The 21,804-nt window shown below is 74.5% G+C and carries 15 protein-coding genes; 5 read left to right on the top strand and 10 right to left on the bottom strand.

What is annotated here, in order from left to right:
* Window positions 1-250: 250 nt before the first annotated feature.
* Window positions 251-1,207 carry a helix-turn-helix transcriptional regulator gene (locus ACIRPK_RS15055; RefSeq protein ID WP_403038070.1) on the bottom strand — a complete coding sequence of 319 codons (957 nt, stop codon included), beginning with the start codon at window positions 1,205-1,207 and terminating at the stop codon, window positions 251-253.
* Between the two features lie 87 nt (window positions 1,208-1,294).
* On the opposite strand from ACIRPK_RS15055, the gene ACIRPK_RS15050 reads away from it, so the two are divergent.
* Together ACIRPK_RS15050 and ACIRPK_RS15045 are read left to right on the top strand one after the other, a co-directional pair.
* A complete protein-coding gene (locus ACIRPK_RS15050; RefSeq protein ID WP_403038067.1) occupies window positions 1,295-2,776 on the top strand; it encodes an MFS transporter in 1,482 nt (493 codons plus the stop codon).
* A 103-nt stretch (window positions 2,777-2,879) separates the two neighbouring features.
* Window positions 2,880-3,419, top strand: a complete 540-nt coding sequence (locus ACIRPK_RS15045; protein WP_403038291.1) for a helix-turn-helix domain-containing protein — start codon at window positions 2,880-2,882, stop codon at window positions 3,417-3,419.
* On the opposite strand, the gene ACIRPK_RS15040 is transcribed toward ACIRPK_RS15045, so the two are convergent.
* Together ACIRPK_RS15040 and ACIRPK_RS15035 are read right to left on the bottom strand one after the other, a co-directional pair.
* Window positions 3,409-4,584 (bottom strand): low temperature requirement protein A, encoded by a 1,176-nt coding sequence (locus ACIRPK_RS15040; protein WP_403038064.1) that lies wholly within the window; start codon window positions 4,582-4,584, stop codon window positions 3,409-3,411. The genes ACIRPK_RS15045 and ACIRPK_RS15040 overlap by 11 nt on opposite strands.
* A 125-nt stretch (window positions 4,585-4,709) precedes the next feature.
* The gene (locus ACIRPK_RS15035; protein ID WP_403038061.1) at window positions 4,710-5,714 is read right to left on the bottom strand and encodes a LuxR C-terminal-related transcriptional regulator; all 1,005 of its coding nucleotides are present in this window, start codon (window positions 5,712-5,714) and stop codon (window positions 4,710-4,712) included.
* 300 nt (window positions 5,715-6,014) lie between these two features.
* Here ACIRPK_RS15035 and ACIRPK_RS15030 point away from each other — a divergent pair, with 300 nt between their 5' ends.
* The 3 genes from ACIRPK_RS15030 (at window position 6,015) to ACIRPK_RS15020 (ending at window position 7,570) form a co-directional block, all read left to right on the top strand.
* A complete protein-coding gene (locus tag ACIRPK_RS15030; RefSeq protein ID WP_403038058.1) occupies window positions 6,015-6,338 on the top strand; it encodes a hypothetical protein in 324 nt (107 codons plus the stop codon).
* Window positions 6,339-6,605: 267 nt separating this feature from the next.
* Window positions 6,606-6,839, top strand: coding sequence for a hypothetical protein (locus tag ACIRPK_RS15025; protein WP_403038056.1), 234 nt, complete (start codon window positions 6,606-6,608; stop codon window positions 6,837-6,839).
* A 62-nt stretch (window positions 6,840-6,901) separates the two neighbouring features.
* Window positions 6,902-7,570, top strand: a complete 669-nt coding sequence (locus ACIRPK_RS15020; RefSeq protein WP_403038053.1) for a response regulator — start codon at window positions 6,902-6,904, stop codon at window positions 7,568-7,570.
* Between the two features lie 409 nt (window positions 7,571-7,979).
* Here ACIRPK_RS15020 and ACIRPK_RS15015 read toward each other — a convergent pair whose 3' ends face one another.
* From ACIRPK_RS15015 to ACIRPK_RS14985, 7 genes are read right to left on the bottom strand one after another with little or no spacing between them, the layout of a single operon-like run.
* Complete coding sequence (locus tag ACIRPK_RS15015; RefSeq protein WP_403038050.1) at window positions 7,980-9,470, bottom strand: SagB family peptide dehydrogenase; 1,491 nt, start codon at window positions 9,468-9,470, stop codon at window positions 7,980-7,982.
* 57 nt (window positions 9,471-9,527) lie between these two features.
* Window positions 9,528-11,789, bottom strand: a complete 2,262-nt coding sequence (locus ACIRPK_RS15010; RefSeq protein ID WP_403038047.1) for a TOMM precursor leader peptide-binding protein — start codon at window positions 11,787-11,789, stop codon at window positions 9,528-9,530.
* A gap of 28 nt (window positions 11,790-11,817) precedes the next feature.
* Window positions 11,818-15,129 carry a DUF4135 domain-containing protein gene (locus ACIRPK_RS15005; protein ID WP_403038044.1) on the bottom strand — a complete coding sequence of 1,104 codons (3,312 nt, stop codon included), beginning with the start codon at window positions 15,127-15,129 and terminating at the stop codon, window positions 11,818-11,820.
* Window position 15,130: 1 nt separating this feature from the next.
* Window positions 15,131-17,299, bottom strand: a complete 2,169-nt coding sequence (locus ACIRPK_RS15000; protein ID WP_403038041.1) for an ATP-binding cassette domain-containing protein — start codon at window positions 17,297-17,299, stop codon at window positions 15,131-15,133.
* Window positions 17,296-19,662 (bottom strand): ATP-binding cassette domain-containing protein, encoded by a 2,367-nt coding sequence (locus ACIRPK_RS14995; RefSeq protein WP_403038038.1) that lies wholly within the window; start codon window positions 19,660-19,662, stop codon window positions 17,296-17,298. Before ACIRPK_RS14995 ends, ACIRPK_RS15000 begins: the two co-directional genes overlap by 4 nt.
* Window positions 19,659-20,477, bottom strand: a complete 819-nt coding sequence (locus ACIRPK_RS14990; protein ID WP_403038035.1) for a hypothetical protein — start codon at window positions 20,475-20,477, stop codon at window positions 19,659-19,661. The genes ACIRPK_RS14995 and ACIRPK_RS14990 overlap by 4 nt, the downstream gene beginning before the upstream one ends.
* 44 nt (window positions 20,478-20,521) lie before the next feature.
* Window positions 20,522-21,793 carry a cytochrome P450 gene (locus ACIRPK_RS14985; protein WP_403038032.1) on the bottom strand — a complete coding sequence of 424 codons (1,272 nt, stop codon included), beginning with the start codon at window positions 21,791-21,793 and terminating at the stop codon, window positions 20,522-20,524.
* Window positions 21,794-21,804 lie beyond the last annotated feature (11 nt).

Genomic DNA, 21,804 nt, shown 5'->3' with positions numbered 1-21,804 from the left:
GCTGGTGTGCGGCTCCGCCGCGCGGGCACCGCCGACTTTTAGGCAGGTGCTTCGGGAGAGTCAGGGGCTCGGGGAACTGCGACGCCGACCTCGGAAAAGGTCACCGTTGCGTAGGTGGCCAGGCACTTTCGCAGTGACCCGCACGCCAGATCTCCTCGCCCACGCGGCGGAGCCGCACATCAGCAGAGCCCCGAACCCCTGGGTAGTCGACCGCTGAGCGCCTGCCAAAAGTGCGGCCCCGGGCACCTGTCTAGCGGGTCGCTGCGCGGGCGGCGCGAGCCGCCAAGTCGGCGAGGTGGGTGCGGAGTTCGGCCGGTTCGTGGACTTCGAAGTCGCAGCCGAGGCCGGCTAGGCGGAGGGCGAACCACTCCAGGGAGTCGGTCCGGGTGCGGAGACGGGTGCGGTCGGGGCCGAGGGCTTCGAGCTCGTCCCCCGGGAAGCCGAGGCGGTCCCGGAGGCGGTGCAGCGGGGCGTGCAGGGTGGCCACGGCGGTGTGGCTGCGGGTGCGGTTGGTGAGCCGGGCGGCGACGTAGGCGCCGGCGTCCTCGGCCGGGAGCTCGCGGGGCTGGGTACGGATGCCGGTCGGCTGTGGTTCGCGGATCCGGTCGACCCGGAAGATCCGCCAGTCGTCCCGCTCGTTGTCGAAGGCCACCAGGTACCAGCGGCGGCCGGTCGCGACCAGGCGGTGCGGTTCGACCAGCCGCCTGGTCTCGGCCCCGTCGCCGGCCCGGTAGTGGAAGCGGAGCTTCTCCCGCCCGGTGGTGGCCGAGGCCAGCGAGGTGAGCACCTCGGGGTCGACCCGGGGGCCGCCGCCGACCAGCGGGACGGTGGCCGCGTTCAGCGCACCGACCCGGTGGCGCAGCCGGGCGGGCAGCACCTGGACCAGCTTGGCCAGCGCCCGGACCGACGCCTCCTCGATCCCCTCGACCGCCTGCCCGGCGGCGGCCCGCAAACCGACTGCGATGGCCACGGCCTCCTCGTCGTCCAGCAGCAGCGGCGGCATCGCGGCACCGGCCACCAGCCGGTAGCCGCCGATCGCGCCCTTGCTGGCCTCGACCGGGTAGCCGAGGTCGCGCAGCCGCTCGATGTCCCGGCGGATGGTGCGCGGGCTGACCCGCAGGCGGTCGGCCAGTTCGCTGCCGGGCCACTCGCGCGGGGTCTGGAGGAGCGAGAGCAGGCTGAGCAGCCTCGCCGGGGTGTCGGTCATACGCCTCAGCATGCCGCACAAAGCGGCCAGGATCTGACCTAGATGGCCGGTAGCTTCGGTCCGTTCCCAGCCGAAGGAGTACCCCGCATGTCCCCCGTCACGGACGCCCCCGACCGCCGCCGCTGGCTGGCGCTCGCCGTGGTGATGACGGCCAGTCTGATGGACCTGGTCGACGTCACCATCGTCAACATCGCCATGCCGAGCATCCAGCAGGACCTGGGCGCGACGTACAGCACGCTGCAGTGGATCACCGCCGGGTACGCGCTGGCGTTCGCGATCGGCCTGATCACCGGCGGGCGGCTCGGCGACATCTACGGCCGCAAGCGGCTGTTCCTGATCGGGATCACCGGTTTCACCCTGGCCTCCGCGCTCTGCGGGCTGGCCGGCAGTCCGGAGATGCTGGTCGGCTCCCGGGTGCTGCAGGGGGCGACCGCCTCGCTGATGGTGCCTCAGGTGCTGTCGATCATCCATGTCACCTTCCCGGCGCACGAGCGCGGCAAGGTGTTCGGGATGTTCGGTGCGATGGTCGGGCTCGGGGCGGTGCTCGGGCCGCTGCTGGGCGCACTGCTGACGGAGTGGGACCTGTTCGGCCTGGCCTGGCGGCCGATCTTCCTGGTCAACCTGCCGATCGGGATCGCCGGGCTGCTGCTGGGCGCGAAGTACGTCGGCGAGTCCAGGGCCCCGCAGGCGCTGAAGCTGGACCTGCTCGGGATGCTGCTGGCCGGGGCCGGTCTGCTGATGCTGCTCTACCCGCTGACCCAGGGCCGGGAGTCGGGCTGGCCGGTCTGGGGCTTCGTCTCGATGGGCCTGAGCCTGCCGGTGCTGGTGCTGTTCGTGGGGTACGAGAGGGCCAAGACCCGGCGGGACGGTTCGCCGCTGGTGGAGCTGGCGCTGTTCCGGGTGAAGAGCTTCGCGGCGGGCATCGGCGTGCAGCTGAGCTTCGGGATCGCCTCGGGCATCTTCTTCATGGTGTGGACCCTCTACCTGCAGCTCGGGCTGGGCTGGAGCGCGCTGCGGGCCGGGCTGACCGGGGTGCCGTTCTCGCTCGCGGTGTCGGTGGCGGCGGGCCTGTCGGTGCAGGTGCTGGTGCCGAGGTTCGGCCGCCGGGTGCTGCAGGCCGGGGCGCTGGTGATGGCTGCCGGGACGCTGATCTACCTGGCCGAGGCGGCCAGGTACGGCACCGGGATCGAGTCCTGGCAGATGGCGCTGCCGCTGGTGGTGATGGGTCTCGGGATGGGCCTGATCGTCGCTCCGCTGACCGACCTGGTGCTCTCCGAGGTGCCGCGCGAGCACTCCGGCTCGGCCTCCGGACTGATCAACACCACCCAGCAGCTGGGCGTCGCGCTGGGCCTGGGGCTCTCCTCGGTGGCGTTCTTCACCGTGGTGGACGCGGCCGACCCGGCCGTCCAGGCGATGGGCCCGGTCTTCGTGGACGCCTTCCAGCACGCGCTGTGGTGGGTGAGCGGCGGGCTGCTGCTGGTCTTCGCGCTGGTCTTCGCCCTGCCCCGGCGGGCCCCGCGACCGGCCGTCGAGGCCGAGGCGCCCGAGCCGGAGCTGGTCCTGGTCTGACGACCGCTCGGCGGGCCCGGTACGGAGGTTCCGTACCGGGCCCGTCCCCGTTCAGGCCGCCGCGACCTACTGGGAGGTCGCCCTCCGACCGCACTGGAGCCGGATCCGCCGCCTGGTCGAGGGGGAGATCCTGTACCGGGCCCGGTCGATCGCCCACGGCGGTGCCGCCGAGCTGTTCGCGGAACTGCACCCGCAGGTCAGCTGGTCCGACGACACCCTGCGGGTCAGGCACCGCTGCTACGAGGCCACCCGCACCCTGGACGGCGGCCGGGGTCTGGTGCTGGTGCCCACCGTCTTCGTCTGGCCAGGCGTGTTCTCCCAGAGCACCCCGCCCCGGCAGCCCGGCCTGGTCTATCCGCCGCGCGGCGTCGCCACGCTCTGGGAGCGCCCCCGGGACCGCGCCCCGGACGCGCTGGCCGCCCTGCTCGGCCGCTCCCGGGCCGGACTGCTCGCCGAGCTCGACGCCCCCGCCTCCACCACCGAACTCGCCGCCCGGACCGGGATGCCGGCCCCGACCGTCTCGCACCACCTGACCACGCTCCGCGCGGCCGGTCTGGCCGTCTCCCACCGGACCGGCCGCACCGTGCTCTACCTGCGCACCCCGCTCGGCGAGGCGCTGCTCGCCGGGGGCGCTACCCCGTGACCCGGCGGCGGCCCGGCAGTCGGAGCAGCGGCAGCGGGCGGCCGGTCTCCACGATGAACGCCTCCGCCCCGTTGACCGCGCCGAGCACCAGCACCACCAGGACTGCCGTGACCAGTTGCGGCCCAGCCGAGGCGGCCGACGCCACGGCCAGGCAGGCCAGCACGCCCGCCGTACGCGGCACCGCCGGCGCGCCGAACATCCGCCAGCGGGCGTAGCAGAACCCGGCCAGGTAGAGCGCGGCGCCCGGGGCCAGCATGAACTGCGGGAGCTCGTGCGGCCGTTGCAGCGGGTGCGCGAGCAGCTCCTCCAACCCGACCGCCATCAGGATGATCGCCACCGCGTACGCCAGGTGGGCGTAGCTGAACACGTCCCGGACGATCCTGGCCTGCACCGGGTCGACGTCCAGGCTGTGCCGGGCCGCCGGGGCGCCGTAGTGGAAGTAGGTCCACCAGAGCTGGACGATCAGCACGAACGCCACCCCCAGGGTGGCCAGCGGGACCGCGCCGAGGTGCCCGTCCGAGAGGTGGCCGCCGGCGGCGATCACCGTCTCACCGAGCGCCATGATGACGAACAGGCCGAACCGCTCGGGCAGATGGGAGGTCTCGAACCTGGCCCGGTCCAACCGCCGGCCCAGCAGCGCCGTGCCGAGCACCTCGATCACCGCACCGGCCGCCCACAGCACCTGGCGCGGCCCGCCGTCCAGCAGGGCACCCGCCAGGAACAGCGGCCCGCTGACCAGCAGGCTGACCGAGAACGGCTCGATCCGCAGCCCGCCGAAGGTCGGCCACTGCCGCATCCGCTGCCACAGGATCAGCCGCATCAGCAGGTAGCAGACGCCGAACAGCAGGCCCCGCTCCGCCAGTGCGTCCGGGACCGCCACGCTCATCCCCAGCCTGCAGGCCGCGAGCGCGAACACCAACAACCGCCCGGGCACCCCGTCCAGGCTCTCGCCCGTCGCGTTGCCCAGCAGGGCCGCACCGACCCAGCCCATCCAGAGCGGCAGGAAGAGCATGATCGCGAGCGCCACGTCCCCTAGCGAGTGCGCGTGCGCGAGTGCCACCGCGATCTGGGTGATGGCGAAGACCCACACCAGGTCGAAGAACAACTCCGCCCAAGTGACCCGCTGTTCGCCGCGCTCCGGGCCGCCGCCCACCTCGTCCGACATCCCCGTCGCCCCCTTCGACCCTCGGCCGCTCCCCGCGCGCCCGGGCCCCACCGTGCTCAGTCGCCCCACCGTACGACATCCGGAATCCGCCAACCTCGGTGCGGGTGTCCGGAAGTGGCCGGACGTCAGCGCGAGGTGGTCTCGCCGAGCCAGCCGAGGGCGGCGACCTGGATGCCGGCCTGAAAGCGGCTGCGGGCGTCCACCCGGACCATCAGGTCGGCCATCATCCGGCGGACGGTCCGCAGCGAGACGCCGAGCCGCTGGCCGGCCCGCTCGTCGGTGAGCCCCTCGGCCAGCAGCCTGAGCAGCTCCCGCTCCTGCGCGGTGAGGCCGTGCGGATCACGTTGCACCGTCTCGCCCAAGGTGCGGGCCTGGTCCCAGAGTTGCTCGAACAGGGCGCGCAGGGCGGCGATCACGCCGGGGCTGTGCAGCAGGACCGCGCCCTTGCGCGGGTCCTCCGGGTCGATCGGGACGATGGCGGTGGCGTTGTCGACCAGGATCATCCGCAGCGGCAGCGTGGGCGTGGTCCGGACGGCGCCCCCCAGACCGTGCAGCCAGCGGGCGTACTGCACGGTGGCGGGGTCGTTGCGGACGCTGTCCTGGTAGATGGTGCGCATCCGGACGCCGCGCTCCAGGGTCTCCTGGTCGAGGGCCCGGCTGGCCTCCATCACCTGCGGCGGCTGCGGGCCGCCGGGCGCCAGCGCGAGCACCTCGGCCGTTGCGTCGGAGGCGAGTTGGACCAGTCGGCCGCGGACCTCGCCGAGGTCGGCGATCAGCTCCACCCCCGACTGGCTGCTGGGGGCGCGGACGCTCGCGTACTCGGCCATCAGGCCGGCCATCGCGGCCCGGCTGCGCTCGATCTCCTGCTGGCGGCGGGCCGCCTCGGCCTCCTGCCGGGCCAGCAGCGTGGCCAGCCCGAGCTCCGGGTTGACGGCGCGCCAGCGGTCCTCGGCACCAGTGGGTCTGGTGAGCGCCAGGTCGGCCAGGTGGTCGAGCGCGGCCCTGACCTCGGGCTCGCGCGCCTCCAGCCGGCTGGCGATGCCCTGGGTGTCCAGCTCGGGATGGAGCAGCATCGTCCGGTACACCGCTTCGCCGAACGGGTCGAGGCCCATCGGCTGGGAGTCGGTCAACGCCCCGTCACCAGAAGTGCGGACCACATCACACCCTCCCCGTGACCGGAATCGAACCGGTCGATCTTCCGCAGTCCCTGACAGGCGGTCAGCGTACCGTCACGAGAAGGAACATAGAACAGTCTTACGGACAATCGCGGGGGTCCGATGGACGAACCGTGAAGGACGGGCATCCGACGCGGTCCCGGTGGCGGAATCCCCGGTACCGGGTCGGGGGACCCGCGACATGTTGCTGCCAGGCGTCGACATGCCACCGGAAACTGCCGGTCGGTGCGCCGCCGGTGCCGCACGCTTGCAGGTGTGTATGCGATTCGCGCCCACCTGGAGACACCCGGCGGCCGACCGTCCGGCGCCCCGGTGGCACCGGTCGTGCGGGACGGTCTGGAGCGTGGGCTCCGAGGACCGGCCCGGCTGAGCCACGCACGGATCCGGGTGACGCCGCAGCAGTTGGACGCGGTGGTCTTCGTGGCGGCCGGCAATCTGCTGGACGCCGAGGACGGGCTGCGCGACGCCTGGCACGAACTGACCAGCAGCGGCGGCGTCCTGAGCGGCTGGCACCTTCTGCACTGCGAGGCGGATGCCCGGATCGCGCTCGGGCTGCACGAGTTGCCCAGCCACCCCTGACCGGCATCCTGGCCGGTCAGAGCGGGTTTCCCGACCCTGGCGCCCACTGACCCAAGCTGGCCTCAGAGTGTCACGGCACTGTGGTGCCAGCTCCGAGTGCTGACAGGGACCACCTCGGGCGGCCACTCTCATGGTGTCGGCAAGAACGACGGACCGGAACACCGGGACAGCAGCCCCTCAGGGGCCCGGTACGGACCGCCGCCGCGCACCACGGATCCCCGGAAGCAGCCCGGGGCTCAACGAAACGCGAGAGGATCGGGCACCCCCATGACGCAGAAGGTCCGTTTTATCACGATTGTCGCCCTGGGTTTCAGCGTCCTGACCGGTACCGCCGCCGCCGTCCAGCTGGCGAGCCCGGCCCCGACCGCCGTCGTCCTGACGGCCGACGGTGCCCCCGGCGACCTGGCCACCGCAGGCCAGCCGGCCCCCCTGCCCGCTCCCGCCACCACCACCCCGGTCCCGATCCCCACCGGCACCCAGGGCACCTGGGGCTGGGGCTGAGCCGACCGACACCACCCCGCCCGACCGTTCGCCCGACACTTCAACGCCACCGAGGTAGCCGGATGATCACCCTCCTGGACCACCCCCCGTACCGTTCGGCCCCGGCCCCCTCCGCCGGGACCCCCACCGTGAGCGTCCTGCTCGCCGACGGACACCACCTGTTCCGTTCGGGGCTCGGCGCCCTGCTCGACCGGGAGGCCGACCTCGCCGTGGTCGCCGAGTCGACCAACGCCGAGGAGGCCGCCGCCGAGGCCGCCCGGACCAGGCCGACCGTCGCCGTGCTCGACCCGGATCTGCCCGGACCCGGCGGACCCGCCACCGCCGCCCTGATCCGCGACCGCGCACCGGGCACCGCCGTCCTGCTGCTCATCGCGGTACCGCGCTCCTCCGACCTGCAGCGTGCGGTCGCCGACGGCGTCGCCGGGGTGCTGCTCAAGGACGTACCGCCGGGGGCGCTGATCTCCGCGGTCCGCGAACTCGCCCGGGGCGGACGGGTGTACGACCCCCGCCTGGTCGCGGACGTGGTCCGGCCGGCCGCGATGCCGCTCACCCCGCGTGAGCTGACCGTGCTCGGGCACGTGGCCGACGGGGCCACCATCACCGAGGTCGCGGCCGCGCTGTCGCTCTCCCCGGGGACGGTGCGCAACTACGTCTCGGCGGCGATCGCCAAGACCCACGGGCGGAACCGCTGCGACGCGATCCGGATCGCCCGCGAACACGGGTGGCTCTGAGCCACCGTCACCGGACATGCCGATACCCCGCCGTGGAGTGGCGGGGCATCGGCATGTCCGGTGACAGGAGCTCGGGGCGGCAGCTTTGCAGGGCGCTCGGTTGCCCTGTCCAGGGCTCGGGGAACTGCGAGGGGGTCTGGCGTGCGGGTCACTGCGAAAGTGCCTGACCATTTACGCGACGATCACCTTGAACGAGGCCGGCGTCGCAGTTCCCCGAGCCCCTGACCGTAGACGCCGAGCCACCTGCAAAAAGCCGGCGTCGCCCACGCGGCGGAGCCGCACAACAGCACAGCCCCGAGCCCCTGACCGTAGACGCCGAGCCACCTGCAAAAGGCCGGCGTCGCCCACGCGGCGGAGCCGCACAACAGCACAGCCCCGAGCCCCTGGTGGCTGAGCCCAGAGCGCAGGCTCAACTCGCGCGGGAGGTCGTGACGATGTCGTTGAAGCCGTGGGCCGTGCGCGGCACGTCCGCCGGGCGGCTGCCGATCAGGAACTCGCCGACCGAGGACTCCGCCGTCCAGTCCAGGCCGAGTGCCCGGGCCGCCGCGTCAGTGTCGCCCGAGCCGAGGCCGCACGGCGCCAGCCCCATCGCGGTGGCCACCAGGTACAGCGTCTGGTAGACCACGCCGACGTGCTTGAGCGTCAGCGCGTACGCGATCTGGCTGTACTTCCAGGACAGCCGGCCGAACCGGGAGGTGACGGTCAGCAGCACCTGCGGGTCCACCGCGCAGCCGGTGGCCCGCCAGGCCGCCGTCATCAGCTCGCGGAACGCCGCCTCGTCACCGGCCCCGGCGAACGGCCGCGGCCGCAGGCGGTGGGCCGCCGCGTCGTAGCGGTAGACGCCCGGCACCAGGCCGTCGCAGCGCACCACCGAGAGGTAGACCTCCAGTTCGCCGGTCGCGCCGCCGGCCGGGTAGGGCCGGTCCACGATGTCGTAGCCGTGCGGGTCGGACGGGTCGCCCGGCACGATCCGGCGGACCCGGGCCACCCGGTACAGCAGCTCGCCCAACTGGGCCAGCGTCACCGGGGTCTCGGCGTACGAGCGGACCGAGCGGCGGCCCTCCAGCACCTCGCTCAGCGCGGGGTCACGGGCCAGCACCTCGTCCCAGTCCGGTACCGGCAGGTCGATCCCGGTGCCGTCCTCCCGGGCCCCCACGCCCGGGATCGCGGGGAGTTGGGCGATGTCGGTGTGCGCGAACACCCCGCCGCTCGGGTAGTCGTGCCGGCCCGGGCGGCTGCGGGCGTGGAACAGCAGGTCGTGGAAGTCCCAGAGCGGCGGCTCGCCGGTCGCGCCGTCGTCCAGGAACCCGGCGCCGGCCAGCAGACCGGCCAGCGCCTGTCCGGCCGCCTGGCTGATCCCGGCCAGCATGGCCGCTTCCGCCACCGAGCGGTTGGCCGTCACCGCCGCGACGAACGCCCCCGCCGCCGGCTGGTGCAGGGTCAGCCGGAACGGCGCCATCGGCGACTCCAGCACGCACGCCCCGGCGTGCTCCTCGGGCAGCCGGCGCAGGTAGGCGAACCGGGACAGCACCACGGAGGCCGGCGGGCGGACCAGGCCGGGCAGGCCGGCCGCCCGGGCGATCGGTACGGCGGTCGCCAACGGCTCGCCGAGCGGGTCGGCGATGGTCGTGGTGACCAGGTAGGGGAACCGGCTCAGCAGGTGGAACAACCTGCCGCCGTCGGCGAGTTCGTCGACGTCGAGATGGGTCCGGGTGAGTGCGGCGAGCCGCTGGACGGTTTCGGCGCCGAGCGCGTGCACGCGCTGACGGCCCCACGGGTGGCTGAGCTCCAGGTCCTCGCCCTGCGCGGTGACCTCCACCTCAGGGCGCAGCCGCAGCAGCGTGCGCGGCGTCCCGCCCTCGGCGGTGAGGTCGTGGGGCAGCTGTTCGGTCACGGTCATCGGGTACCTCTTTCCGGGCTGGACGGGCCGCCGCCGAGGGGCGGCGGCCCGGCGTCGTCAGATGAAGATCGGGATCGGGTTGAGCTCCTCCTCCGGCGTGGGCGTATCGAGCCAGCCCAGCGCCACCGGCACGTCGTACAGCCGGCCGGGCCCGAACCTGGCCCAGAAGTGCCGCATCCCCGGGACGATCACCTTGGCCACCGGCAGACCGATGTCGGGGCGGGTCTGGTCGAGCACCAGGAACTCCATCCCGCGCTCCTCGACCAGGCGTTGGACCAGCGCCAGGTCGTCGGCGAGGTCGTCGCCGGCCAGCTTCGCCCAGCGGGCCGGGCCGGCCGCCGCGACCGCCGGGTCGGGCAGCAGGTAGGGCTGGTTGGCCACGGTCGCGGTGGTCCACCACTCCTTCTGCTCCCGGTCGGCGCCCGCGTAGGTCACGGTGCCGTCCGCGTCGCCCGCCACCGGGCCGAGGAACTGGTTCATCTCGGTGAGCGCCCGGGTGAGCGCGATGTGCGGGTCGAGGTGTGCCCCGAAGGCGATCAGGATGTCCTCGGCGGGCTTGTCGGTCCGCCGGGAGAACGCGCCGACCACCGGGATGCCGAAGTCCGAGGTGAGGTCGAGCGCCCAGATCTCGCGGTTCAACCCCCGGTAGATGTCCCGGAGTTGGTCGATGTACGGGTCGCCGAAGGCGTCCAGGTCGACGGCCGGCCGCTGCACCCGGTTGTACCACCAGAGCGCCACCGCGTCCCGCTCGACCAGCTCCAGGAAGCCCTGCAGGGTGGCGTCCTCGAAGGAGGTGCCGGCCGCGCAGCCGTTGGAGTCACCGGCCGCGAAGAAGCCGTCGTGGTGCCGGTAGCCGTAGTACAGCGCCATGGTGGGCAGCCAGCGGGTCCGCTGCTCGGTCAGCGACCAGGCCGGGGACCACTCGATCCGGTCGTCCTCGCGGAACCGCTCGGGGATGGTGTTGAACATCGAGGGCTTGCCGTTCCACCGGCCCCGCTCGGCGAACTGGCGCTCGCTGTAGAGCAGCGAGTCGGCGGGGTGGATCGCGGCGTCGCCCAGCTCGGTGAAGCTGGCGGTGCGGCGGGCCTCGTCGCCCTGGAAGACCCCGGAGTAGCGCTCCATCGCCTCGCCGAGCGCGCTGGCCCTGGCCTGCACGTCGGTGCGGCCCTTGCCGCAGCTGACCGAGCGCAGCCCGGTCCGGAGCTGGCGCAGGTCGCCGCTGCGCCGGGACAGGTTCTGCCCGGAGACGTACACCCGCAGCCCGGTGGGGGTCCGCCCGGCCGGCACCAGCGAGGTCACCACGCCGGTGACCGGGGAGAGTTGGGGCTTGTACTGCTCCAGCATGTCCTCCGGCGAGGCGGACCGGTGGCCGCCGTCGGCGGTGTACGCCTTCGGGCGGCGCTCGAAGCTCACCGGGGCCAACTGCCGTGCCGCCACCAGCCCTTCGTCACCGCAGGACGGGCACTGCGGACGGCGGATCAGCCGGTGCCGCTCGGTCTCCAGCAGCACGGTGTCCAGGGTGAGCACGACCGGCTCGGCCGGGCGCACCCCCGCCAGCCACTTGGCCGCCTCCAGCGCGGCCAGCTGGACGCCGGTGCCGAGGGTGGCCGCCAGGTGGGCACCGGCGGTGGAGATCGGGCCGTCCTGACCCAGCCGGTGCTGCAGGTAGCTGAGCGACTGGCGGTTGGCGGACAGCCGGTGGGCCAGGCACTCCCAGCAGCCGGTGGTCCCGTCCTGGTCGGCCTCTCCCGGCACGAACACCGGGCCGACCCAGACGATCGAGCCGACCGGACGGGCCAGCAGCCAGGGCTGCCCGCTCTCCCGGGCCTCCCGGTCGCGCTCGGCCAGGCCGGGGTGCAGGTAGTCCTCGGTCAGCGCGACCGTGAACCCGGCGGTCGGGTCCACCGTCACCCCGGCGGCGGCCAACGCGGCCAGGAAGGGTGCCGGGTCCAGGTCGCCGTAGACCTCGACCCTGGCCCGGGCGGTGCGCAGCGCGGTGCTCGCGGCGGCGCCGTCCAGTCCGGCCATCTCGAAGTAGGCGGCCCCGGCCGCGTCCTCGACCGGGCCGGTGTCGGCCAGGTAGCCCCGCTCGCGGAGCCGGTCGACGGCGATCCGCACCTTGTCGGCGGGCACCGTGTCGCGCAGCGCCTCGCCGATCTGCTCGGCCGTGCGGGTGCCGTCCAGCAGCGGTGCGAGGGTCTGGGCGAGCCCGCCGTCCACCACCGAGACGCCACGCTCGGAGACCAGGTAGACGGCCTCGCCGTCCACCACGTACGGGGTGTAGTGGTGCTTGAAACCGATCGCGGATGTGTTGGGCATGGCTGGTACCTCTGATCTCGGGCGGCGGTCAGCGCAGCGTGGCGAGCGGGGCGGTGGCGGGGTCGAGCAGGCGCAGCAGCAGCAGGCCGACGGCGGCCGAGCCGTCCAGCGCGCCGAGGTTGATCCGGTCGTCGGCGGCCCGGTCCGGGTACCAGCTCCCGGTCGCCCGGTGCCGCGCGATCAGCTCGCCGACCAGCAGGGCGGCGGCCTCCCGGCCGTCGTAGAACGGGCCGGGGAGCAGCGAGTCCTGCGGATCGGAGACGGTGTGCAGCAGCCCGGCCTCGGCGGCGGTGAGGGCCTCGCCGGCCGTGGCGACCAGGTCGCGGGTGCTCCGGCCGGTGATCTGGTGGGCACTCACCGGCGGGGTGAGGGCGCCCAGTTCGGCCGGGTCGACGGTGCCGGCGCCGAGCGCGACCGCGGTGTCCAGGCAGGCCAGCCGGCCGGCCCGGGTGGCGGTGGCGAAGCGGTGGCCGCGCAGCCGTTCGCGGACCGCCTCGGGGGCGGCGAGCAGGGCGGGCGCCTCGGCCACCGTGCGGGCCAGCGCGGCGGCGATCGAGTCGGGACCGGCGGGCACCAAGTCGAGGAAGCCGTTGTCGGCCTCGCCCTCGGTCTCGCCGCCGGGCTCGGCGTCCAGCAGCTCCAGCGCGGCGGCGGCCAGCGCCCGGATGCCGTCGTCGGTCGACGCGTGGCCGGGGCCGGTGACCCGGCGCAGCCGGAGCAGGTTGAGCAGCAGACCGGCGCTGCCGAGCGGCAGATCCGGGTTGGGCGTCCGGGCCGGGCGGCCCGGACGGGTCGGCGCCGGGCCGGCGACCGCGACCGTGCCGGGCACCAGGGCCTGGGCGGAGGCGATCAGTTGGGGCTCGCCGAGCAGGGTGCCGACCCGGGCGAGGGCGTGGATCAGCGCACCGGGACCGGCGAACCCGCCGGGGACGGGTGCGCCACCGGCCAGCCGGCTGTCGGCGGCGAAGGCGAACGCGCGCGGGGCGGCCGGGTCGATCAGCCGGGCGGCGGCGGTCAGGGTGTGGTGGGCGGCCCGGTGGAACCTCGGTTCGCCGGTGGCGGCCCAGAGTTCGGCGAACAGCACGGCCAGCCCGGGGGTGCCGCTGACCAGGTCCAGGCCGAGCACCTCGACCTGCCGCAGTCCGCTGCCGGGGTACCAGCTCTGGCCGAGCCAGCCGTTGCCGCGCCGGTCGGCGAGGATCTGGTCGCCGATGCCCACCGCGAGGTCGAGCAGTTCCCCGTTGCCGGGGATCCGGGACCGTACGGGGGCCGGTGCGGGCAGCTCGGTGCCGCCCCGGGCGGCGTCCACGCAGCCGGTGAGGACGGCGAGGTGGCCCTCCAGGTCGAAGCCGTCGAGCTCGGCGACCCGGTCCTGCAGGCGCTGCCAGCCGGTGCTGCGGAAGTGGCCCGGGATCTCCCGGCCCTCGGCGGTGAAGACCGAGGTGGAGGAGGTCAGCGAGCGGAAGAACGGGATGTCGAGCTGGCGGAACGAGTCGAGCTCGGCGAGCACCACCTCCAACAGGTCACCGCGCCCGGGGTCACCGGCCAGCGCCGTGATGGCGCCCTGCAGCGCACCGGCGATCACCGTCTCGCGGGTCGCGCCGCTGTCCAGCGCGAGCGGGCTGGTGGAGGCTCGGATGATCTTGTAGCCGTCCCAGGTGTGCCGCCAGATGTAGCGCACCCAGATGCCCCGGAAACCCGCCAACGGGCCCTCAGGAGAGGCGAGTTCGTCCCGCAGCCGGTGCAGCGTCCGGTGCATCTCGCGGTAGCCCTCGGTCAGCTCGGCGCTGTACTCCCACGGGTCCGCGGTGACGGTGGCCCCGGCCTCGTCCAGGTGCACCGGCCGGTACGGCGGCAGCGGCAGCGCGGGCACCCCGGGGGTGATCTCCAGGCTGCCGATCCGGGACAGGCAGCCGATGTCCAGCGCGCCGCTCTGCTTGGCCGGGGTCCAGGGCTGGAAGGCCATCGCGGTCCGCACCACGGTGGACTCCAGGTCGTCCAGCAGACCGTGCTGTTCGGCACTGATGGTCGGCGGGGTCTGCACCCGGGGGTAGAGCAGGCACTCCAGGTCGATCAGCGCGGGGTGCTCGCCGTCCGCCAGCAGGTTGTCGGCCCACAGGTCGCGGCCCTCCAGCAGCTGCACCAGACGGATCGTCATGCCGAGCCGGCGGTAGAACCGGGCGAAGCCGCCGGCGTCGGCGCACGGGCGGTGCGGGACCAGTTCCTCCCAGCCGTAGTCGCTCTCGCAGTCGGCGGCCAGCGAGGCGGCGTGGCCGTCGTCGCCCCGGTCGCTGCGGATCAGCACGGTGCGCACCGGCAGGTCCAGCGACAGCTCCTCGTTCAGCCGGCGCGACAGGTCCAGGTAGGCGGCGGCGTGCCGCATGTCCTTGGGCTTGTAGACCACCGCCCGGTCGTTCGCGAAGTACAGCAGCGACACCGAGCGGCCACCGGCGTGCCGGTCGCCCGCCTCGCCGCGCACCGTGTCCAGCGGGCCCGGGTCCTGGCCGTCCCACATCTGCTCGACCAGCAGCGCGCGGTCCGCCGCCAGCCGGGCGAACAGCTCGGTCTGCACGTGCTGCCACTGCCGGCAGACGGTACCGACCAGGTAGGCCAGCGCGGGCAACCGCTCCAGCCGGGCCAGCCAGCCCTCCTGCGAGGTGTCCAGGCCGCCGGCGGCGTCCCAGTCGGTGGCGCGCGGACGGCCGGTGGTGGCCTGCAGCTCGTGGCAGAACGCCAGGTTGCACGCCTCGACCAGCCGGCCGGTCAGGGTGCCGGCCAGATCGGCGCGGGCCCGGTCGGTGACCGGGACGCCGAGGATGCCGCCCGTCCCGTACGGCAGCAACTCGTCCGCGGCGGCGGCGAAGGCGGCGCCGAGCGCGCCCGGGGCACTGGTCTCGGCACTCGGCGCGACCGACAGCGTGCGCAGGAAGACCGCCAGCGCGAGCGCCCAGTCGGGCAGGTTCGACGGATCGGCGAGCACCACCGAGCGCAGCCCGTCGCCGAGCGGACGGCCGGTCTCGGCCAGGTGGTCCAGCAGCGCACCGGCGCCGCCGTGCTCGCCGGCCGCCCGGCGCAGCCAGGTGTCCACCGCGGCGGTCCGGCCCCGGCGGTCCTCGTCCGGGTCGGGGGCGAACGACGTGCTGCCGTCCGCCCGGGCCTCGGCCCGGTCGGCGAACGAGGCGGCGGCCGTCACCACGGCCCGCAGCCGTTCGTCGCCCCTGGGCAGGTCGGGCAGCAGCACCCCGGCCTCGGTGGCGTGGTCGGCGGCGGCGCGGTCGTCGGTGTGCGGGGTGGAGGCACCGTCGACGGGGCGGAGCCAGGTCTGCAGGTCGAGCGGCATCTCACATCTCCTGGAGTCGGGCGAGTCGGGTGAACAGCGGGTCGTGGCCGAGTAGTTCGTCATAGGTTCCGGTGGCCGTCAGGCGGCCGCCGGAGAGCACGTGGATCCGGTCGGCGGTACGGATGGTGCTGAGTCGGTGGGCGATCACCACCCGGGTGCGGTCGAGGCCCGCGACGGCTTCGGCGACCCGCAGCTGGGTCGCGTTGTCCAGCGCGGAGGTGGCCTCGTCCAGCAGCAGGACGGCGGGCCGCCGGACCAGGGCGCGCGCCAGCAGCAGGCGCTGCACCTGGCCCCCGGAGAAGCCCTGGGCGTCCTCGCCCACCCGGGTGCCGAGGCCGAGCGGGAGGGCCCGCAACTCGTCGGCGACACCGGCGAGTTCGGCGGCCTCCCAGACCTGCTCCTCGGTCACGTCGGGGTCGCTGCCGGCCAGGTTCTCCAGCAGCGAGCCGCGCAGCATCCGGCCGTGCTGGAGCACCACGCCCAGCCGGCGCCGGACCAGTCGGGCGTCCAGCCCGGCCAGGTCCTGGCCGTCGTAGCGGACGGTGCCGGACTCGGGCGTCTCGAAGCCGAGCAGCAGGCGCACCAGGGTGGACTTGCCGGCGCCGGACGGGCCGACCACCGCCACCAGTTCGCCGGGCGCGGCGTGCAGCGACACCCCGTCCAGCACCGGCCCGGCGCTGCCCGGGTAGCGGAAGGTCACCCGGTCCAGCGCGACCGAGCCGCGCAGTTCCCCCGGGTCGGTCAACTGCCGGTTCCCTTCGGCCGGGTGGACCTCGGCCAGGATCGGGCGGATCCGGTCGAGCACCGGTGCGATGCCGTAGGCACTGGCCGCCGCGTGGGTGACCTGGCCGAGCGCCGCCGCGACCTGACCGGCGGCCACCCCGGCCGCCATCAGGTGCCCGGACGGGGTCGACCCGTCCAGCACCGCCCCCGCCAACAGCACCGCCAGCAGCAGCGGTTGCAGTCCCGCGGTGAGGGCGCCGGCCGCCGCGTCGGCCCGCTGGGCCGCCGCGTCCGCCCGCTTCTGGGCGGCGAACGGCACCGCCCAGCGGGCGAAGGCCTGGATCTCCCGGCCCGCCGTCTGGATCTTGTCGATCCCGAGCAGCAGCCCGTACAGCACACCGTTCAGCTGACCGTGCAGCTCGAACACCGTGCTCTCGTGGCGCTGGCGGCGGTGACCGAGCAACAGCAGCAGCCCGGTCACCACCAGCACGGCGAGCAGCAGCAGCCCGCCGAGCCAGACGTCCACCAACAGCAGGACGGTGAGTCCCGAGGTGGCGAACACCGCCCCCAGCACCGCGCTGACCAGCACCTCGGACAGCGCGGCCCGGGCCTGGGCCACCGCGTTGGCGCGGTGCACCAGGTCACCCGTGGTGTAGTCGCGGAAGAACCGGGCGTCGTGACCGAGCAGACGGTCCCAGACAGCCGGTTCCAGCGCGCTCTGCACCCGCCCGGTGAGCCGGACGGCGGCGGTGTTCCGGACGATCACCAGCAGCCAGGCCGCCAGCACCGCCGACCCCAGCAGCAGGGTCAGCCAGCGCACCGGGTGCCGGTCGGCCGCCAGCAACTGCGGCATCAGCACACCCGCGCTCAGCGGCACCATCAGTCCGAGCAGCGCCGCCCCCAGGCCGGCCGCGGTCAGCCGCCCCAGGTCCCGCCGGGCCCCGGGCACCCGGAGCACGAACCGGGCCAGGTCGGCCGGGCCGAGATCACCCGTGGGCAGCGGCAGGTAGAGCAGCAGCGCCCTGTCCTGGAGTGCCACGGGGACCCGCCCCGACGGATCGGCCGGGTCGTACCGGCGGTGGCCACCCGCCGGTCGCGGCACCAGCGCGACCGGCCGGCCGTCCGCCGCCGCGAACCCCACCATCGGCCCGGCCGTACCGGCCGGATCGCCGTGCCCGTCCGCCCCGGACGGCAGGGTCACCGGCCGGTACCGCACCCCGGCCGACCGCAGCAGCGCGGTCAGCGGGTCGCGGGACTTGCGTACGACGGGCGGGAGTTCGGCCCCCTGAGGGACCGCGCCCAGCGCGGCCAGGGCGGCCTGCGCCTGCTCGGCCGGGCTTCCGGCGGCCACCGGGGCCACCGGTCCTCCGCCCCGGCCGACGTGCAGCACGCCGACGGCGGCGGCGAGCGCGGCCCGGTTGGCCTCGGCGGTGGCCGTGGCGGTCATGACTTCCCCTCCTTCTCGGTCTCGGTGTTCTCGGTCTTCGCGGTCTCGGTCTTCTCGGTCTCGGTCTTCTCGGTCTCGGTCTTCTCGGCCAGCAGCGTCCGGTACGGGCCCGGGAGGGCGGCGAGTTCGGCGGGTGCGCCCTGCTGGACGATCCGGCCGCCGGCCAGCACGACCACCCGGTCGGCGGCCTGGATGGTGCTCAGCCGGTGGGCCAGCACCAGGCAGGTGGTGCCCCGGCGCCGCAGGTGCTCGTTGACGGCCGCCTCGGTGTGCGCGTCCAGCGCGGAGGTGGCCTCGTCCAGCACCAGCAGGGCCGGGTCGAGGGCGAGCGCGCGGGCCAGTTCGAGCCGCTGGCGCTCGCCGCCGGAGAGGTTGCGGGCGTCCTCGTCGATCCGTCCGGCGTCCAAGCCACCGCGTCGGGTCACGAGTTCGGCGACCTCGGCGTCGTCCAGCGCGCGCCGCAGGGCGTCCTCGTCGGCGGCCGGGTTCCAGAGCGTCAGGTTCTCCCGGACGCTTCCCTCAAAGAGCCGCAACTGCTGTTCCACGTAAGCGACCTGACCGGTCACCACCGCACGGTGCCAGTCGTCCCGGGGCCGGCCGTCCAGCAGCACCTGGCCGGACCAGGGGCGCAGCACCCCGGCGGCCAGCCTGGCCACCGTGGACTTGCCGCTTCCGCTGCCGCCGATCACGGCCACCCACTCCCCCGGGCGGATGTGCAGCGAGATGCCGGTCAGCGTGGGCGGCCGGTTCGGGTCGTACCCGAACTCGACGTCGCGCAGTTCCAGTTCACCGCTCAGCCGCGGCGCGGTCCGGAGACCGTCGGCGCCGGAGGCGTCGTCGCCCGGGGCGTCCAGGACCGGGGTGAGGTACGGGTCGGGCTCGGTGCTCTCGACATCCTCCAGCAGCGCGTTCTGCGCCCGGGCGATGGTGAACTCCGATGCAGCACCGACGAGTTGGCCGACCGGCGAGAGGAATCCGTTCAGCAGCAGCAGGAAGGCGAGCAGGGTGCCGACCGAGAGCGAGCCGCCGAGCAGCATCGAGGCGCCGGCCACCACCACGGTCGCGGTGGCCGCGGCGTTCAGCGCGCCGGGCAGCGAGAGCGGCACGATCACCGCCGTGGTGACCCGCTGGCCGGTCTCCATGGCACGGGCCTGCCAGCCCGCCCAGGACCGGAAGAACGAGTCCTCCGCACCCTCCGCCTTCAGCGTCTCGATCGCCGACACACCGGCGAACGCGACCCCGTCCCGCTTGTACTGCTCCGCGTGCAGCCGGTGCACCAGACCGCCGCGCCGCCGGTCCGCGACCCGCAGCGCCAGCAGGTCCAGCACCGCCACCACGACCGGCACCGCGGCCAGCCGCGGCTCCAGCCAGACCAGCGCCGCCAGGTGCACGGCGGCGGCCGCCGCCGAGGCGGAAGCCGCGGCCACCCGGTGCGAGAGCAGCATCGCCAGGCCGTCGTTCATCTGCACCCGGGTCACCAGACCGCCCAGTTGGCGGCGGTGGAAGAACGATCCGGGCAGCCGGAGCAGCCGCCACAGGAACCCCGCCGAGGCACGGGCCGCCATCGCCTCCAACACCCGGTTGACCAGTGTCTGTTGGAGCCAGGTGCCGAGCAGCACGGTGCCGGCCACGGCACCCGCGGCGAGCGCCAGCGGCACCGCCCAGGAGGACGAGCCGCCGATCACCACCGAGCGGAGGTAGGCCCGCAGCAGGAAGGCCGCCGCGACCCCCGGCACCGCCAGCGTCACGGACAGCAGCACCCCCAGCAGCAGCGGTCCGGCGAACGCGCGCATCCGTGCCGTCAACGCCCGCAGCAGCGGGAAGCGCCGGCCGCCGGCCTCGAAGTCGGGACCGGGTTCGAAGCCGACCGCGATCCCGGAGAAGGTGTCCCAGAACTCGGCCGGGGTCGCCGAGTAGGAGCCCAGCGAGGGGTCGTTGATGTGCACCCGGCCGCGCTTGATCCCCTCGTAGATCGCGAAGTGCGGGCCGGTGACCAGGACCATCGACGGGACCTGGAGGTTCTCCAGGCCGAGCAGCTTCTGCTCGGTCCGGACCACCCGCCGTCCCTTGGCGATCACCCCGTACCGGCCGGCCGCCTTGGCGACCACGGCCGCGCTGACGCCGTCCCGGCTCACGCCGCAGGCCCGGGAGGCCTCCTGGAGCGTCACCCGGCGGCCGAACGCGCCCAGCACCACGGCCAGGCAGGCCGCGCCGCAGTCCTGCTCCTCCATCTGCGGCACCACCGGTGTGCGCAGGTGGCGGCGCGGCCTGCGTCCGGTGGGCGGCGGCGTCTCCTTCGGCTGCTCCGCCTGCTGCGGCTTCCCCGCCGCCGGGGCCGCCGTCTCGCGGACGTCGAGGCTCATCGCCCGGCCCCCGATCCGAACACGGCCTGGTACGGGTGCCTGGCACCCAGGTCGACCGAGACGGTCAGCGGCACCGGGCCGCGCAGCTGCCCGACGGCGGCCGGGATGCTCGCGTAGGCCGTCCACACCGGAGCCGACCCGGTCGGCAGACCGGGCAGCGGCACGGTGAAGGTGCCGTCCAGCGAGTCGGCCCGGACCGGCAGGGTGTCGGCCGTGGTGACGGTGGCCCGGACGGTCCCCATCCCGGGCACCGGCACCAGCACCGTCCGTCCCGGCACCAGCTGCCCGGCGTCCTGCACCGAGGTCGCGAAGATCCGTACGGTCTGCGGGAGTCGGGCCGAGTCCAGCGTGACGAGACCCGTACCGGGGGCGACCGCGCCGCCCGGGGTGGCGAGCAGGGCGGTGACCGTGCCGGCGGACGGCGCCCGGACAACGAGCTCTTCGCCCGCCGGTGTCCGGAGCACCGCGATCGGCTGACCCTCGGTCACCAGGGCACCGGTGCCGATCCGGTAGGAGAGCAGCGCGCCCGCCTGGTCGGCCCGGACGGTCTCCGGGGCCGGGCCGTGGGCGAGCACCGCGGGCAGCGCGAGCGTGTGCGGCAGGGCGCCGAACACCGCCCAGCCGGCACCCGCGCCGACCGCGAGCAGCAGCGCGGCGGCGGCGGCCCGGAGCCGGGCACCGACCAGTCCCACCGGGCGGTCCAGCCCGGGCTCCAGGACTGCGGCGGCCCGGGCCGCCGCGACGGCGGTGGTCTCCCTCGGGCCCACGGTCGGCTGCTCGGTCTCCGGGCCGTTCGGCCTGGTCGCGACGGTCACGTTCTCCCCGCTCTCCGGTGTCCGCGTTCTGGTGGCTGTACCGCTCATGGCTGTCCCGCCCCCACCAGGGCGGCCGGCTCCGTCGCCTTCGACGGGCACCGCAACGGCAGTTCGCGCATGCCGCCGAAGACGAACTGGGTGCTCCACGGCACGGTCCGCTCGGTCAGCGGGGTGCTCAGCTCCCGGGTCCGGCCCGCCTCCGCCAGACCGCGCAGCACGGCGGCGCCCGCCATCAGGGAGAGCGGCGCGCCGAGGCAGTGGTGCGGGCCGTGGCCGAAGGCGAGGTGGCGCGTCTCGGCCCGGCCCGGGTCGAAGACGTCCGGGTCGGCGAACCGGCGCGGGTCCCGGTTGGCGGCCGCGTACAGCAGCAGCGCGACCCGGCCGGCCGGGACGACGGTGCCGCCGAGGGTGATCTCGTGGGTGAGGGCGCGCGCACTGGCGCGCACCGGGCTGCCGAGCCGCTGGGCCTCGTCGAACACCGCTTCGGCCCGGTCGGGCCGGCTTCGGATCAGTTCGGCGAGCTCCGGGGAGCGCAGCAACTGCCAGACGGCCAGGGCCAGTCCGGAGGTCAGCGTCTCGAGGCCGTTGGCGAGCAGCATGACCACGAAGGCGAGCAGGTCCTCGTCGTCCAGCCGGCCCTCGCCCCGGGCCACGGTGAGCCGGCTGATCAGGTCGTCGCCGGGAGCGGCGGCGCGGGCGGCGCAGAGCTCCTCGACGTAGCCGCGGAACTCCTCGAACTCGGCGTCCAGTTCGGCGATCCGGGCCGGATCGGCCGGGGCGTCCTGGCTGCCGAAGTCGTCGAGCAGCGAGCGGGCCATCAGGCCGGCCCAGCCGGTGACCCGTTCCTGTTCGGAGTCGGGGATGTCGAGGATCGCGCAGGAGACCGCCACCGGCAGTGGCACGGCGAGATCGGCGACCACGTCGAACTCCCCTGCCGCAAGCAGGGGTTGCAGGGTCCGGGCGGTCGTGTTCTCGATCCGGGTGCGCATCTGCTCCAGGCGGCGGGCGCTGAAGGCGGTGGTGGCGAGGCGCTTGAGCCTGGTGTGGTCGGCGCCGTCGCGCATCGGGAGCATCCGGTTGACGATCCGGGCCAGGGCGGTCGAACCGGCCCTGGGCAGACCGACGGTGGTCGGGTCGACGGCCGTCCCCGGGTGCATCAGGACGGTGATGATCTCCTGGTAGCCGGAGACGACGTGCACCCGTCCGAGGTCGAGCACCGGCGCCTCGGCCAGCAGGCGGCGGTAGAGCGCGGGCGGGTCCTGCTGGGCGGCGGGCTGCTGGATGAACCGCGTCAGCTCCTGCCGGAGGTTCTCCATGGCCCGGCTCT

This window comes from Kitasatospora sp. NPDC101801, from assembly GCF_044766665.1.
Taxonomy (GTDB): Bacteria; Actinomycetota; Actinomycetes; order Streptomycetales; family Streptomycetaceae; genus Kitasatospora.
The sequence above is the reverse complement of the archived record's forward strand: the minus strand, read 5'-3'. Positions and strand labels throughout refer to the sequence as shown.